General features: G+C 73.3%; 16 protein-coding genes and 3 pseudogenes. 4 read left to right on the forward strand and 15 right to left on the reverse strand.

The annotated features are described in order from the left end of the window. From IE312_RS40995 to hisI, 6 genes and pseudogenes are all read right to left on the reverse strand, one after another. Positions 1-163: pseudogene (locus IE312_RS40995) on the reverse strand (indole-3-glycerol-phosphate synthase TrpC); the annotation flags it as partial. Between the two features lie 135 nt (positions 164-298). Beyond that, positions 299-730 carry a DUF2752 domain-containing protein gene (locus IE312_RS20235; protein ID WP_189983764.1) on the reverse strand — a complete coding sequence of 144 codons (432 nt, stop codon included), beginning with the start codon at positions 728-730 and terminating at the stop codon, positions 299-301. Between the two features lie 163 nt (positions 731-893). After that, positions 894-1,151: an HGxxPAAW family protein gene (locus IE312_RS20240; RefSeq protein ID WP_189983765.1), complete on the reverse strand. Its 258-nt coding sequence runs from the start codon at positions 1,149-1,151 to the stop codon at positions 894-896. 121 nt (positions 1,152-1,272) lie between these two features. Then, positions 1,273-1,911, reverse strand: a complete 639-nt coding sequence (locus tag IE312_RS20245; protein ID WP_189983766.1) for a TIGR02234 family membrane protein — start codon at positions 1,909-1,911, stop codon at positions 1,273-1,275. 52 nt (positions 1,912-1,963) lie between these two features. Continuing rightward, complete coding sequence (locus IE312_RS20250; protein WP_189983767.1) at positions 1,964-3,442, reverse strand: anthranilate synthase component I; 1,479 nt, start codon at positions 3,440-3,442, stop codon at positions 1,964-1,966. An 11-nt stretch (positions 3,443-3,453) separates the two neighbouring features. Further along, positions 3,454-3,855 carry a phosphoribosyl-AMP cyclohydrolase gene (gene hisI, locus IE312_RS20255; protein ID WP_189983768.1) on the reverse strand — a complete coding sequence of 134 codons (402 nt, stop codon included), beginning with the start codon at positions 3,853-3,855 and terminating at the stop codon, positions 3,454-3,456. 77 nt (positions 3,856-3,932) lie between these two features. On the opposite strand from hisI, the gene IE312_RS20260 reads away from it, so the two are divergent. Continuing rightward, on the forward strand, positions 3,933-4,568 hold the full coding sequence (locus IE312_RS20260; protein ID WP_189983769.1) for a TIGR03085 family metal-binding protein: 636 nt from the start codon (positions 3,933-3,935) through the stop codon (positions 4,566-4,568). A 12-nt stretch (positions 4,569-4,580) separates the two neighbouring features. Continuing rightward, positions 4,581-4,979 (forward strand): VOC family protein, encoded by a 399-nt coding sequence (locus IE312_RS20265; protein WP_189983770.1) that lies wholly within the window; start codon positions 4,581-4,583, stop codon positions 4,977-4,979. 7 nt (positions 4,980-4,986) lie between these two features. Here the strand turns inward: IE312_RS20265 and IE312_RS20270 are convergent. The 9 genes and pseudogenes from IE312_RS20270 to hisD form a co-directional block, all read right to left on the reverse strand. Next, a pseudogene (locus tag IE312_RS20270) lies at positions 4,987-6,160 on the reverse strand (MFS transporter). Between the two features lie 340 nt (positions 6,161-6,500). Further along, a complete protein-coding gene (gene hisF / locus IE312_RS20275; RefSeq protein WP_189983771.1) occupies positions 6,501-7,256 on the reverse strand; it encodes an imidazole glycerol phosphate synthase subunit HisF in 756 nt (251 codons plus the stop codon). A 6-nt stretch (positions 7,257-7,262) separates the two neighbouring features. Next, positions 7,263-7,655 (reverse strand): RidA family protein, encoded by a 393-nt coding sequence (locus tag IE312_RS20280; protein WP_189983772.1) that lies wholly within the window; start codon positions 7,653-7,655, stop codon positions 7,263-7,265. Positions 7,656-7,671: 16 nt separating this feature from the next. After that, positions 7,672-8,394 carry a bifunctional 1-(5-phosphoribosyl)-5-((5-phosphoribosylamino)methylideneamino)imidazole-4-carboxamide isomerase/phosphoribosylanthranilate isomerase PriA gene (priA, locus tag IE312_RS20285; RefSeq protein WP_189983773.1) on the reverse strand — a complete coding sequence of 241 codons (723 nt, stop codon included), beginning with the start codon at positions 8,392-8,394 and terminating at the stop codon, positions 7,672-7,674. A gap of 3 nt (positions 8,395-8,397) precedes the next feature. Beyond that, on the reverse strand, positions 8,398-9,051 hold the full coding sequence (gene hisH, locus IE312_RS20290; RefSeq protein WP_370467577.1) for an imidazole glycerol phosphate synthase subunit HisH: 654 nt from the start codon (positions 9,049-9,051) through the stop codon (positions 8,398-8,400). Continuing rightward, entirely contained in the window at positions 9,042-9,206 is a 165-nt protein-coding gene (locus IE312_RS20295) for a CG2302 family histidine operon protein (protein WP_189983775.1), read from the reverse strand. The genes hisH and IE312_RS20295 overlap by 10 nt, the downstream gene beginning before the upstream one ends. A gap of 4 nt (positions 9,207-9,210) precedes the next feature. Then, positions 9,211-9,804 (reverse strand): imidazoleglycerol-phosphate dehydratase HisB, encoded by a 594-nt coding sequence (hisB, locus tag IE312_RS20300; protein WP_189983776.1) that lies wholly within the window; start codon positions 9,802-9,804, stop codon positions 9,211-9,213. 3 nt (positions 9,805-9,807) lie between these two features. Further along, a complete protein-coding gene (locus tag IE312_RS20305; protein WP_189983777.1) occupies positions 9,808-10,914 on the reverse strand; it encodes a histidinol-phosphate transaminase in 1,107 nt (368 codons plus the stop codon). Continuing rightward, positions 10,911-12,236 (reverse strand): histidinol dehydrogenase, encoded by a 1,326-nt coding sequence (hisD, locus tag IE312_RS20310; RefSeq protein WP_189983778.1) that lies wholly within the window; start codon positions 12,234-12,236, stop codon positions 10,911-10,913. The genes IE312_RS20305 and hisD overlap by 4 nt, the downstream gene beginning before the upstream one ends. 199 nt (positions 12,237-12,435) lie before the next feature. Here hisD and IE312_RS20315 point away from each other — a divergent pair, with 199 nt between their 5' ends. After that, entirely contained in the window at positions 12,436-14,013 is a 1,578-nt protein-coding gene (locus IE312_RS20315; protein WP_189983779.1) for an oxidoreductase, read from the forward strand. 198 nt (positions 14,014-14,211) lie between these two features. Then, positions 14,212-14,697 (forward strand): annotated as a pseudogene (locus IE312_RS41005) (hypothetical protein); the annotation flags it as partial.

The raw sequence follows: 14,697 nt of genomic DNA on the forward strand, positions 1-14,697 counted from the left end.
CCTCGCAGATCACCTTGATGCCGTCGCCCTTGAGCGCGGCCACCCCGTCCTTCGCGGCGGGGGCCTTGGCCGCGCGCTCCTTGAGCTCGTCGAGGGTGACGCGTGCCTGCCGCTCCGCGAGGTCGGCACGGACTCCGTCGATGATCTCGTCGAGCACACTCACGCGAGCGGCCCCCTTCCAGACGGTGGTTCCTTCAAGGTTTTGAAAACCTGTGGTCAATGCGATGGTATCCGCAGGAGGGCCGAGGCCTCGCATCCGGCCGAGAGCGGTCCCACTACCTGGACGTTCACCCTTCCATCAAGGATGCAGCCAGCCACCGAACGGCAGGTTCCGGACGACGGTGAACACCACCAGCACCGCACCGAGTACCCACGGAGCGGCCGGTCCGGGGTCGATCCGCAGCGGCCGGCCGCGCGCCGCAGACACCACCCAGACGGTCCACAGCACGGCGAAGCCCAGGCAGGCGGCGACGCCGAGGGCGTTGTCCCGCAGGGCGGCCGCCAGATCGCCGTGCACGAGGGCGTGCGCGCCGCGCAGCCCTCCACAGCCCGGGCAGTACAGCCCGGTGAGCCGGTAGAGCGGGCAGACGGGGTAGTAGCCGGGTTCGCGCGGGTCGACGGCGCCGACGTAGCCGTAGGCCCCGGCGACGGCCGCGAGCACACCCGCCGGGACGGCGACCCGCCGCCAGGCGGGCAGGGGGGACGGATCCGGACGGCCGCAGGCGTTCACGCGGGCATTGTGCCCCGGCGGACGCGGGCCCGCCCGGCCGGCCGCGGCGAACGGCCCAGCCCCGCCCGGTGCCGGCCGGGCGCCCGGCAGACACGGTGCCGGACACGCAGAAGGCGGCCCGCATCCCCAGGATGCCGGACCGCCCGCGCGGGAAACCGTGGGCTCAGCCCTCCGCGGCCGCCGGCTCCCGCCTGGCCGCCGGCGCGCCGTGCGACAGGGTCCGTGACTCCTTCGGCTGGCCGAGACCCATGGCGCGCATGATGGCACCGACCACACCACCGAGGACCGTGATCACCATGCCGGCCCAGAAGCCGACGGGCTGGGCCATCACCATGAAGGCACCCGCGACGCAGAAACCGATGAAGGCGATGATGACACCGGTCCAGGCGGCCGGGGTGTGACCGTGGCTGCTGCCCGCCATGACTTGCTCCTCGTTGCTGTCTTCGTGTCGTACGAGCCGGACGCTCGCCGTCCATTGTCCCGTACGCGCACGCGTGCCGGACGCGGGGGTGGCGTCTGTTTCACCACATCGGTTCCGCCGGTCAGGCGCCCGTCGGGTCCTCGCCGCGGTCCAGCGCCTTCCAGATCTCCTCGGGGCGCTCCGGGTCGGCCGGCCGGGCCGTGCGCCGCGGGCGGGCGGCACCGCGTTCGTAGCGCCCGGACATCGCGGGCCACCGGCCGCCGTAGCGCAGGGCGAGGACTCCGGCGAGCAGGATCAGCAGACCGCCGGCGGCGGCGACGTAGGGCCAGCCGGTGTGGCTGAGCGCGGCGACCGTGGCAGAGGTGTCACCGCTCGCCCTGGCGGCCTCGTCGTCCAGCGCGGAGCCGTCGGAGGCGGACACCAGGGCCGCGGTGACGATCCCGGCACCGGACAGCGCGAGGAGCCCGGAGACGAGGAGCCGGCCGGCCCCGCGGACGGCGAAGACGGCGACGAGCGCGGCGAGGCCCACTATGGCGAGGGCCGCGGGGACGCCCGTGACGTCGCTGCCCTTCGCGGTGAGCGGGAACGCGCCGCCGGCCACCGTCGCGGTGCCCTCCGCCCAGCGCTGCCGGCTCGCGAGCAGCGCCAGGGCCGCGCCGAGCGCGCCGCACAGGAGGGCCACGGCGAGGCTGCGCCGGCCGGACCGGGCGGGCGCGGCGGCTTCGGAAGAGGGGTGAGGTACGGCAGTCACGTACTCCACTATCGCCTGAACCCCGGGTGAACCGTCACCCGGGGTTCGTATGAGAAGCGCCCTACTGCCCGAGGCGGTTCGCCGTGTGCACCGCCCGCAGCACCGCGGCCGCCTTGTTGCGGCACTCCTGGTCCTCCGCGACCGGGTCGGAGTCGGCGACGACGCCGGCGCCAGCCTGGACGTGGGCCGTGCCGTCGCGGAGCAGGGCCGTACGGATGGCGATGGCGGTGTCGGAGTCGCCGGCGAAGTCCAGGTAGCCGACGCAGCCGCCGTACAGGCCGCGCCGGGAGGGCTCCAGTTCGTCGATGATCTGCATCGCGCGGGGCTTCGGGGCACCGGACAGGGTGCCCGCCGGGAAGCAGGCGGTCAGCACGTCGAAGGCCGTGCGGCCGGGCGCGACCCTGCCGGTGACGGTGGAGACGATGTGCATCACGTGCGAGTAGCGCTCGACGGACATGAAGTCGACCACCTCGACCGAGCCGGGCTCGCAGACCCGGCCGAGGTCGTTGCGTCCGAGGTCGACCAGCATCAGGTGCTCGGCGCGCTCCTTGGGGTCGGCGAGCAGCTCCTCGGCGAGGGCCTGGTCCTCCTGCGGGGTGGCGCCGCGGTGCCGGGTGCCGGCGATGGGGTGCACCATCGCGCGCCCGTCCTCGACCTTCACCAGCGCCTCCGGGGAGGAGCCGACGACGTCGAACCCGTCGAAGCGGAAGAGGTACATGTACGGCGAGGGGTTGGTGGCCCGCAGCACTCGGTAGACGTCCAGGGCGCTCGCCGTGCACGGGGTCTCGAAGCGCTGGGAGGGCACGACCTGGAAGGCCTCGCCCGCGCGGATGCGTTCCTTGACGTCGTCGACGGCCCGCTGGAAGTCCGGGCCGCCCCAGCGGGCGGTGTACTCGGGCAGCTCGGAGGGCGGCAGGTGGGCCGGGGGCTGGGCGACCGGGCGGGACAGGTCCGCCTCCATGGCGTCCAGGCGGGCCACGGCGTCCGCGTACGCCTCGTCGACACCGGTGTCCAGGTCGTTGTGGTTGATCGCGTTGGCGATCAGCAGGACCGAGCCCTCCCAGTGGTCCATCACCGCGAGGTCGCTGGTGAGCAGCATGGTCAGCTCGGGCAGCCGCAGGTCGTCGCGCTCGCCGGGGCCGATCTTCTCCAGGCGGCGGACGATGTCGTACCCCAGGTAGCCGACCATGCCGCCGGTGAAGGGCGGCAGGCCCTCCTGGTGCGGGGTGTGCAGCGCCTGGAGGGTGGCGCGCAGGGCCGCGAGGGGGTCGCCGTCGGTGGGGACGCCGACGGGCGGGGTGCCCAGCCAGTGGGCCTGCCCGTCCCGGGCGGTGAGCGCGGCGGCGCTGCGTACGCCGACGAAGGAGTAGCGGGACCAGGAACGGCCGTTCTCCGCGGACTCCAGCAGGAAGGTGCCGGGGCGCTCGGCGGCCAGCTTGCGGTAGAGCGCGACCGGGGTGTCGCCGTCGGCGAGGAGCTTGCGCGTGACCGGGATGACCCGCCGGTCGGTGGCCAGCTTGCGGAAGGTGTCCAGTTCCATGGCCGCTGACCTTACTGACCGGAGCCGGGTGCGCCGGAACCGGCGTCGCGGACCAGTACGTCCTCGTCGAAGCAGGTGCGCGCGCCGGTGTGGCAGGCGGCGCCCACCTGGTCGACCTTGACCAGCAGGGTGTCGGCGTCGCAGTCCAGCGCGACCGACTTCACCCACTGGACGTGGCCGGAGGTGTCGCCCTTGACCCAGTACTCCCGGCGGCTGCGGGACCAGTAGGTGCAGCGGCCGGTGGTCAGCGTCCGGTGCAGCGCCTCGTCGTCCATCCAGCCGAGCATGAGCACCTCGCCGGTGTCGTACTGCTGGGCGATGGCGGGGACGAGCCCGTCGGCGCTGCGCTTGAGCCGCGCGGCGATCTCCGGGTCGAGGCTGCTGGGCCGGGGGTTTCCGGTCGTACTGGTCATGGGTGCCATTGTGCCGCGCGACACCGACGGCGTGGCCGTGACGTCCATGGAGCGGACCGTGGTCGTAGGCTGGCAGCATGTCGACCTTCGCCAAGCGTGAACGGCTCCTGCTCGCCGATCTCTTGGAAACCGTCGGTCCGGAGGCCGGGACCCTCTGCGAGGGCTGGCGGACCCGGGACCTGGCCGCACACGTGATCGTCCGCGAACGCCGCCCGGACGCGGCCGGGGGCACGCTGATCAAACAGCTCGCGCCGCGCCTGGAGAAGGTGATGGCCGAGTACACCGCGAAGCCGTACGAGGAGCTGATCCAGCTGATCCGTACCGGCCCGCCGCGGTTCTCGCCCTTCCAGCTCAAACAGGTCGACGAGGCGGCCAACACCGTGGAGTTCTACGTCCACACGGAGGACGTCCGCCGCGCCCAGCCGGACTGGACGCCCCGCGAGCTGGACCCCGTCTTCCAGGACGCGCTGTGGTCCCGGCTGGAGCGGATGGCGCGGCTGATGGGGCGGGGCGTGCCGACGGGTCTGGTGCTGCGCCGCCCGGACGGGCAGACGGCGGTGGCGCACCGGGGCACCCCGGTGGTCACGGTGACCGGCGAGCCGTCGGAGCTGCTGATGTTCGCCTACGGCCGGCAGCGGGCGGCCCGGGTGGACCTCGACGGTGAAGCGGACGCGATCGACCGGCTGCACGAGTCCAGGCAGCTCGGCATCTGAGGGGGCCGGCCCGTGATCAAGGTGGCCATGACCGGCGTGTTCGTCGACGACGTGGCGACGGCGCACGCCTTCTACACCGGCGTCCTGGGCTTCGAGACGCGCACGCGCATGGACCTCGGCGACGGCACCCTGTTCGTGACGGTCGGCGCGCCGGAGGGCGCCCAGCCGGATCTCCAGCTGCTGCTGGAGCCCGGCGAGGGCCCGATCGCGGAGCCGTACCGCCGGGCGCTGTACGAGGCGGGGCTGCCGTGCATCGTCTTCTCGGTGGACGACCTGTCCACCGAGTACGAGCGGCTGACCGCCCTCGGCGTCCGCTTCCCGCACCCGCCCCGGAGGCAGGGCCCGATGCTGGCGGCGGTGTTCGACGACACGGTGGGCAACCTGGTGCAGCTGGTCCAGCCGGACGGGTGAGGTCCGCTCACCCGGGGAGTTCGGCGCGGCGCAGGCCCGGTACGGCGAGGGCGACGACCCCGCCGAGGCCGCAGACGGCGGCGCTGACGATGTAGACCGGGCCGGTTCCCCAGGCGCCGGCCGCGGCGGCGGCGAGCGGCATGCTGAGCGGGGTGAGGCCGAGGCTGACCAGGCTGGAGACGGAGGTGACCCGGCCGAGGTAGGCGGGGTCGGCCCGGGTCTGCAGCAGGGCGCCGCACATCGCGCCGCTCAGACCGGTGAGCAGGCCGACGAGTACGGCCGTGCCGACGGCGGCGGGGAGGGCCGGGAGGTGGGCGAGGGTGCCGATGGCCAGCGAGCCGGTGATGATGGCGCACCCCATGACCAGTCCGGCCCGGGGCAGCCGGCCCCGGACGGCCAGCAGCAGTGAGGCGGCACCCGCGCCGGCGCCGAACCCGGCCAGCACCCAGCCCATGCCGGAGGCGCCCCAGCCGCGCCGGTCGGCGAGCAGCGTCAGTCCGACGTTCAGGGGGCCGACGAAACCCAGGTCGCCGAGGGCGATCGTGACCATCAGCGGGCCGAGGACCTTGTGCCGCCGGACGTACCGCAGGCCGGCCCGGAGGTCGCTCAGGGCGCTGCGGGCGGCGCGGGGCGTGCCGTCCCGGGGCAGGTCCCGTACGCGGACCGAGACCAGCAGCGGCAGCGAGACGGCGATGAGCGCCCCGGCGAGGGCGAAGGCGGCCGGGGCGCCGCCGAGGGCCACGCCGAGTCCGCCGAGCGGGGCACCGACCACACCGGCGCAGCGGATGGCGAGGCCGCGCATGCCTTGCACGCGGGCGAGCTGGTCCGTGCCGGTGATCCGGGCCGGCAGGGCGCCCACGGGCGGGCAGGAACACGGCGTCGACGGCGCCGAAGACCATCGCCAGCAGTGCGAGCGGCCACAGTCCGGGGCTGGTGAGGAACAGCAGGGCGGCCACCGCGAGCACGGCGCCGCACCGCACGGCGTCACTCCCGATCACCACCCGTCTCGGCCCCAGCCGGTCGGCGATCACACCCCCACCGAGCATCAGCAGAGCCCTGGGCACGGCACTCGCCGACATCACCAGCCCGGCCTGCGTGGGTGTGCCGGCCTGGACGGCCGCCCAGGACAGAGCGAGATAGTAGACGCTGTCCCCCAGCGTCGAGGCGGTGTAGGCCCCCAGTCAGCGGAGCACGTTGGGGTCGCGGTGGGCGCGCGCGGTCGCCGGCGGCAGGAGCGTGGCGGTCACGGGAGGGGTGTCCTCTCAGGCGTCGGACGCGGAACGGGAAGCCGTACACGTGCGGCGCGACGTGCTCGCGGTCTTCGGTCTCCCCGGCCGCCTCGCGCGCCCGGCATCGGCGCCCCGGTGGGCGCGCTCGTCCAGGTACCGGCGGCCCCTCTCGACGCGCTGGTCCAGGAAGAGCCGCGAGGCGGCAGGTGCGCCGCCGCCTCCTCGTCGACCTGGGGTGGGCGAGCGCCTAGAGCGGCCCCGGCCGTCAGCCGGCCGGGGCCTTGGGGGCGCTCTACCTGACGGGGTGGCCCGCCTCGCGGAGGGTTTGTTTCACCTCGCCGATGCGCAGGTCGCCGAAGTGGAAGACCGACGCGGCCAGGACCGCGTCCGCGCCGGCCCCGATGGCCGGGGGGAAGTCGGCGAGCCGGCCGGCGCCGCCGGAGGCGATCACCGGGACGGTGACGTGCTTGCGGACCGCGGCGATCATCTCCAGGTCGTAGCCGTCCTTCGTGCCGTCCGCGTCCATGGAGTTCAGCAGGATCTCCCCCGCGCCCAGCTCGGCCGCCCGGTGCGCCCACTCGACCGCGTCGATACCGGTGCCGCGGCGGCCGCCGTGGGTGGTGACCTCGAAGGTGCCCTCGGGGGTGCGGCGGGCGTCGACCGACAGCACCAGGACCTGGCGGCCGAAGCGCTCGGCGATCTCGCGGATCAGGTCGGGGCGGGCGATCGCGGCGGTGTTCACGCCCACCTTGTCGGCGCCCGCCCGCAGCAGCTTGTCCACGTCCTCGGCCGTGCGCACGCCGCCGCCCACGGTCAGCGGGATGAACACCTGCTCGGCGGTGCGCCGCACCACGTCGTACGTCGTCTCGCGGTTGCCGGAGGACGCGGTGATGTCAAGGAACGTCAGCTCGTCGGCGCCCTCGGCGTCGTACACCTTGGCCATCTCGACGGGGTCGCCCGCGTCGCGCAGGTTCTGGAAGTTGACGCCCTTGACGACCCGGCCGTTGTCCACGTCCAGGCAGGGGATGACTCGGACCGCCAGGGTCATGACTGCTCAGGCTCCTCTGAATGCTTCCAGTTCCACTTCGACCAGGATCCGCGGATCGACGAATCCCTCCACGACCAGCAAGGTCGAGACCGGGCGCACGGAGTCGAACAGCTCCTTGTGGGCCCGGCCGACGGCGTCCACGTCCCGCACATGGGTCAGGTACATCCGTGTGCGGATCACGGACCCGATGCCGAGGCCGAACTCCGCGATCGCCTCGACGGCGCTGGTGAAGGCCACCTTGGCCTGCTCGTACGGGTCGCCCTCGCCGTACAGCACGGTGCCCTTGAAGGACGTCGTGCCCGACACCAGCACCCGGTCGCCCACCGCCACGGCGCGTGCGAACCCGAAACTCTCTTCCCAGGGACTTCCGCTCTGTACGCGCCCCACCGCATCGGTCATGACACTGTGTCCGGTTTCAAGACGTAGCCTCCAGGGCCTCTTCCAGGGTGAACGCCTTCGCGTACAGGGCCTTCCCGACGATGGCGCCCTCGACACCGAGGGGGACCAGGTCGGCGATGGCCCGCAGGTCGTCGAGCGACGACACGCCGCCCGACGCCACGACCGGGCGGTCCGTCGCCGCGCACACGTTCTTCAGCAGTTCCAGGTTCGGGCCCTGGAGCGTGCCGTCCTTGGCGATGTCGGTGACGACGTAGCGGGCGCAGCCCTCCTGGTCGAGGCGCGCCAGCGTCTCGTAGAGGTCGCCGCCGTCGCGGGTCCAGCCGCGGCCGCGCAGCGTGGTGCCGCGTACGTCCAGGCCGACGGCGATCTTGTCGCCGTGCTCGGCGATGACCTTGGCGACCCACTCGGGGGTCTCCAGCGCGGCCGTGCCGAGGTTCACCCGGGTGCAGCCGGTGGCGAGGGCCGCGGCGAGGGTGTCGTCGTCGCGGATGCCGCCGGACAGCTCGACCTTGATGTCCATGGCCTTGGCGACCTCGGCGATCAGGGCGCGGTTGTCACCGGTGCCGAACGCGGCGTCCAGGTCGACCAGGTGCAGCCACTCGGCGCCGGAGCGCTGCCAGGCCAGGGCGGCCTCGAGCGGGGAGCCGTAGGAGGTCTCGGTCCCGGACTCGCCGTGCACGAGACGGACGGCCTGGCCGTCGCGGACGTCGACGGCGGGGAGGAGTTCGAGCTTGGCCATGGTCTACAGGGTTCCGATCCAGTTGGTGAGGAGCTGGGCGCCGGCGTCGCCGGACTTCTCGGGGTGGAACTGGGTGGCCCACAGGGCGCCGTTCTCCACGGCGGCCACGAACGGCTTGCCGTGCGTGGTCCAGGTGACCTTGGGGGGCTCGATCACCGGGTTGTTCGTCTCCAGGCGCCAGTCGTGGACGGCGTAGGAGTGCACGAAGTAGAAGCGGGCGTCGGCGTCCAGGCCGGCGAACAGCTGCGAGCCGGCGGGGGCGTCGACGGTGTTCCAGCCCATGTGGGGCACGACGTCGGCCTGGAGCGGCTCGACCGTGCCGGGCCACTCGTCCAGGCCCTCGGCCTCCACGCCGTTCTCGATGCCGCGTGCGAAGAGGATCTGCATGCCGACGCAGATGCCCATGACCGGGCGGCCGCCGGACAGCCGGCGGTCCACGACCCAGTCGCCGCGGGCGGCGCGCAGGCCCTGCATGCAGGCGGCGAACGCGCCGACGCCCGGCACCAGCAGGCCGTCGGCGTTCATCGCCTTGTCGAAGTCGCGCGTGATCTCGACGTCGGCGCCGACGCGGGCGAGGGCCCGCTCGGCGGAGCGGACGTTGCCGAAGCCGTAGTCGAAGACGACGACCTTCTTCGTGGACGTGGTGCTCAATTCCACACCTCCAGCCGCATGACGCCCGCCACCAGGCACAGGCCCGCGCCGATCGAGAGCAACACGATCAGGCTGGTGGGCATCTTCTGTTTGACGAAGGAGACGATGCCGCCGGCCAGGAAGAGGCCGACGACGATCAGGAGGGTCGACAGACCGTTCATGGGGTTACAGCGCGCCCTTCGTCGACGGGAGGATGCCGGCCGCGCGCGGGTCGCGCTCGGAGGCGTACCTGAGGGCCCGGGCCAGCGCCTTGAACTGGCACTCCACGATGTGGTGCGCGTTGCGGCCGTAGGGCACGTGCACGTGCAGCGCGATCTGCGCCTGGGCGACGAAGGACTCCAGGATGTGCCGGGTCATCGTCGTGTCGTACTCGCCGATCATCGGCGCCATCTTCTCGGGCTCGGTGTGCACGAGGTAGGGGCGGCCGGAGAGGTCGACGGTGACCTGGGCGAGGGACTCGTCCAGCGGGACCGTGCAGTTGCCGAAGCGGTAGATGCCCACCTTGTCGCCGAGCGCCTGCCGGAAGGCGGCGCCGAGCGCGAGGGCGGTGTCCTCGATGGTGTGGTGGGAGTCGATGTGCAGGTCGCCGTCGGTCTTCACGGTCAGGTCGAACAGACCGTGCCGGCCAAGCTGGTCGAGCATGTGGTCGTAGAAGCCGACGCCGGTGGCGATGTCGGTCCTACCGGTGCCGTCGAGGTCTATCTCGACCAGCACCGACGTCTCCTTGGTGGTGCGCTCCACGCGTCCTGTGCGGCTCATGCGTCACAGCTCCTTCTTCAACTCACGGACCGCGTCGAGGAACGCGTCGTTCTCCTCCGGGGTGCCGGCGGTCACCCGCAGCCATCCCGGTACGCCGTTGTCCCGGACCAGCACGCCCCGGTCGAGGATCTTCCGCCAGGCCTCGTGGGCATCGGCGAACCGGCCGAACTGCACGAAGTTCGCGTCGGACTCGGTGACCTCGTAGCCCGTCGCGCGCAGCTCGGCGACCAGCCGGTCCCGTTCGGCCTTCAGCTGCTGCACGTACCCCAGCAGCGTGTCGGTGTGCTCCAGGGCGGCCAGGGCGGTCGCCTGGGTGATCGCCGACAGGTGGTACGGCAGCCGGACCAGCTGGACGGCGTCCACGACGGCGGGGTCCGCGGCCAGGTAGCCGAGGCGCAGGCCGGCGGCGCCGAACGCCTTGGACATGGTCCGGGAGATCACCAGGTGCGGGCGGCCCTCGATGAGGGGCAGCAGGGACCGGCCGTGGCTGAACTCGACGTACGCCTCGTCCACGATCACCATGGACGGCTTGGCCGCCTGCGCCGCCTCGTACAGCGCGCGGACCGTCTCCGGCGGCACGGCGTTGCCGGTGGGGTTGTTGGGGGTGGTGACGAAGACGACGTCCGGCCGGTGCTCGGCGATGGCCCGGCGGGCCGCGTCGACGTCGATCGTGAAGTCCTCGCCGCGGGGGCCGGGGATCCAGCCGGTGCCGGTGCCGCGCGCGATGAGCGCGTGCATCGAGTACGACGGCTCGAAGCCGAGCGCCGTGCGGCCCGGGCCGCCGAAGGTCTGCAGCAGCTGCTGGATGACCTCGTTGGAGCCGTTGGCGGCCCACACGTTCCCGGTGCCGAGCGGGTGGCCGGTGGTCCTCGTCAGGTACTCGGCCAGCCCGGTGCGCAGCTGGACCGCGTCCCGGTCCGGGTAGCGGTTCAGGTTCCGGGCGGCCTCCCGCACCCGCTCCGCGATCCGCTCGACCAGCGGCTCGGGCAGCGGGTAGGGGTTCTCGTTGGTGTTCAGCCGTACGGGGACGTCCAGCTGGGGCGCGCCGTAGGGGGACTTGCCTCGCAGCTCGTCCCGTACTGGGAGATCGTCGATCCGCACGTCGCTCACTTGCTCCCGGGTACCTTCCAGCCGAACCTCGCCTTGACCGCCGCGCCGTGCGCGGGCAGGTCCTCCGCCTCCGCCAGGGTCACCACGTGGTGGGCGACCTCGGCGAGCGCGTCCTTGCTGTAGTCCACGATGTGGATGCCGCGCAGGAAGGACTGGACCGACAGGCCCGAGGAGTGGCAGGCGCAGCCGCCGGTGGGCAGGACGTGGTTGGAGCCCGCCGCGTAGTCGCCGAGGGAGACGGGGGCCCAGGGGCCGATGAAGATCGCGCCCGCGTTCCTCACCCGGTCGGCCACGGCGGCCGCGTCGGCGGTCTGGATCTCCAGGTGCTCGGCGCCGTAGGCGTCGACCACCCGCAGGCCCTCCTCGATGCCGTCCACGAGGACGATCGCGGACTGCTTGCCCGTGAGCGCCGGCACGATCCGGTCGTCGATGTGCCTGGTGGCCGCGACCTGCGGCTCCAGTTCCTTCTCCACCGCCTCCGCCAGCTCGACGGAGTCGGTGACCAGGACGGCCGCCGCGAGCGGGTCGTGCTCGGCCTGGCTGATCAGGTCCGAGGCGACGTGCACCGGGTCGGCGCCGGCGTCGGCGAGGATCGCGATCTCGGTCGGGCCGGCCTCGGCGTCGATGCCGATCTTGCCGGTGAAGTAGCGCTTGGCGGCGGCGACCCAGATGTTGCCGGGGCCGGTGACCATGTCGGCGGGCGGGCAGGACTCGGTGCCGTGGGCGAACATGGCGACGGCGGTGGCGCCGCCCGCCGCGTACACCTCGTCCACGCCGAGCAGGGCGCAGGCGGCCAGGATCGTGGGGTGCGGCAGGCCGCCGAAACCGGCCTGGGCCGGGGAGGCGAGCGCGATGGAGGCGACGCCGGCCTCCTGGGCCGGGACCACGTTCATGACCACGGAGGACGGGTAGACCGAGCGGCCGCCCGGCGCGTACAGGCCGACGCGGTCGACCGGCACCCACTTCTCGGTGACCGAGCCGCCGGGCACCACCTGGGTGGTGTGCGTCGTCCGGCGCTGCGCGCGGTGGACCAGCCGGGCCCGGCGGATGGACTCCTCCAGGGCCGCGCGCACCGCGGGGTCCAGGTTCGCGAGCGCGTCGGAGAGCGCCCGGGCCGGCACACGGACGGATTCCAGCCGTACTCCGTCGAACTTCTCGGCGAAGTCGATCAGCGCCGCGTCGCCACGATGATGCACGGCCTCGCAGATCGGACGCACCTTCTCCAGGGCGGCCGAGACGTCGAAGTCGGCTCGGGGCAGCAGGTCGCGCAGGGCGGGGCCCTCGGGAAGGGCGTCGCCGCGCAGATCGATTCGGGAGATCACAGTCCCAATTCTCTCAGACCGCCGTCGGGAGCCGTCCGCGCGTATCAATGGCTGATACAGAACGCGGGCCAATGACTGGTACATAGGCTGGCCGGAACCTGGAAGATCACCTTCACGTGTGGTGTTCCCGGGGTCACCCAGCGGGCATGAACGGCTGTACGAAAACCGCTGAAAACCACTGAAGAAGGAGACCAGAGCGGTGACCGAGGGGGCCGGCATCCGCACCGGGGACCTGCCGGACGACCTGACCGCGGCCGAGGCGGGCATGTGGCAGGCCTTCCGCAACGGCAGCGTGTACGACCTGAGCAGCGGGGACGCCACGGTGGACGATCCGCACGGCGGACACCCGTGGGGCCCCGGGCGGACCGTGCGCGCCCGCATCGTGTGCTGGCTGCTGCTGGACGGGCCGCCGGCGCTCGCCGGCCGGGTGGCCGCGCTGAAGCTCGTCGGCGTGCGGATCACCGGCACGCTGGACCTGGCGGGCGGCCAGGTGACGCCGTACGTGGAGCTGACCGGCTGCCGCTTCGACGAGGAGGTCCGGCTGCCGGAGGCCCGGTTCACCACCGTGCGCCTGGCGGACTGCTCGGTGCCGCGCCTGGAGGCGGCCCGCGTGCACACCGAGGGCGATCTGCACCTGCCGCGCTGCCGGTTCCGCAGCGGGGTCCGGCTGACGGACGCGCACATCGGCACCGACCTGCTGCTCAACCAGGCGATCGTGCACCGCGACCGCGGCGGGCGGGCGATCGCGGCCGACGGGATGACCGTGGGCCAGGACCTGCAGGCGGAGATGCTGGAGGCGCACGGCGAGTTCAGCCTGCGCGGCGCCCAGATCGGCGTCTCGCTCAGCCTGCGCGGCGCCCAGCTCGTCAACCCCTACGCCCGCTTCGCGCTGAACGCCCCGCAGCTGACGGTCGAGCGCGCCCTGTACCTGACCCCGGCCGGCGTGGGCAGCCCGCTGCTGAGCGGCACCACGCCGGCGCGCGGGACGCGGATCCAGCGGTTCGAGTGCCGGGGCGGGGTGCGTCTGGACGACGGGCGGTTCGGGGACGCCGTCGACCTGGAGCGGGCGTCGTTCGCCCTCACCGACGACCAGGAGCTGTCGCTGCGCCGGGTGCAGACGCCGGAGCTGCGCTTCCTCGGGGACAGGCCGCAGCGCGGCAGGGTGGTGCTGTCCGGCGCGCGGGTCGTGAACCTGGTGGACCGCGCGAGCAGCTGGCCGGAGGCGGGCCGGCTGCACATGGGCGGGTTCGCCTACGAGAACCTGGTGCCGCAGGGCCCGTTCTCGCTGGCCCAGCGCCTGGACTGGGTGGCGGCGGCCACCGCCGAGTACGCACCGGAGCCGTACGAGCGGCTGGCCGCGGTGCTGCGCGCCGCCGGGGAGGACGAGGACGCGCGCGAGGTGCTGCTGGCCAAGCAGCGCCGGCGGCGGGAGACGCTGCCGCCGGCCGGCAAGGTCTGGGGGTTCGTGCAGGACTGGGTGGTGGCCTACGGCTACCGGCCGGGCCGGGCCGCGGTCTGGATGGCGGTGCTGTGGGCGGCGGGCACGCTGGCGTTCGCGCACGCCGACCATCCGCCGGTGAATGCCGGGGGCCATCCGCAGTGGAGCCCGGCACTGTTCACGCTGGACCTGCTGCTGCCGGTGATCGACCTGGGCCAGGCCGGCCAGTGGCAGCTGCGCGGCGGCTGGCAGTGGCTGGCGACGGTGATGATCCTGTTCGGCTGGGTCCTGGCGACGACGGTGGCGGCGGGCGCCACCCGTCTGCTGCGCCGGAGCTGACCACCGCGCGCGGGCACGGGGCCTCCATGAGCTGCCGGGGGTCGTCACGGGGTGAAGCGAGGTGAAGGCCGTCCTCACGACCTGCCCGGGACGCACACAACTTGAACATTCACCTTTTGCCGGCCCTTGACCTTCCGGCGTACAACTTTCCATGACTTGTCCAGGCCCTCTGGCGCCGCCCCGACCTGCGGACATTCAATGGTCGGCACCATGGCTCTGCTGCCCTCGTTCATCCGCCCCACCCGGATGACCAAACGCCTCACGCGCCCGGCCGCCCGGCCGCCGGCCGGGGACGAGCCCGTGCTCGACGCGCCCGACGACCGTCTCTCGCCCGCGCTGGTCGCGGCCGGCCGGGGCGAGTACGCCGCCGCTGCCGGCCTGCTCGCCGCCACCCGCGCCGCGGCCGAGTGGGAGTACCGCGACCGCTACGTACGGCGCCTGGCCGCCTTCGCCCGCTCCCGCTCCGAGTGGTACGAGCAGTGGCGCGCCGCCGCCCCGGACGACCCCGGCGCACTGCTGGTCGCGACCCAGCTGACGGTCGACCGCGCCTGGCCCTCGCCGGGCCGCGCCGAGCTGCTGCGCGAGGCCAGCCCGCTGATCACCGCCGCCGCCCGCGCCGATGACCGCGACCCGGTGCCCTGGCGGATCGCGCTCGACCACGCGCGCGGCTCGCGGGCCGGGCAC

The organism is Streptomyces capoamus, from assembly GCF_014654935.1.
Lineage (GTDB): Bacteria > Actinomycetota > Actinomycetes > Streptomycetales > Streptomycetaceae > Streptomyces > Streptomyces capoamus.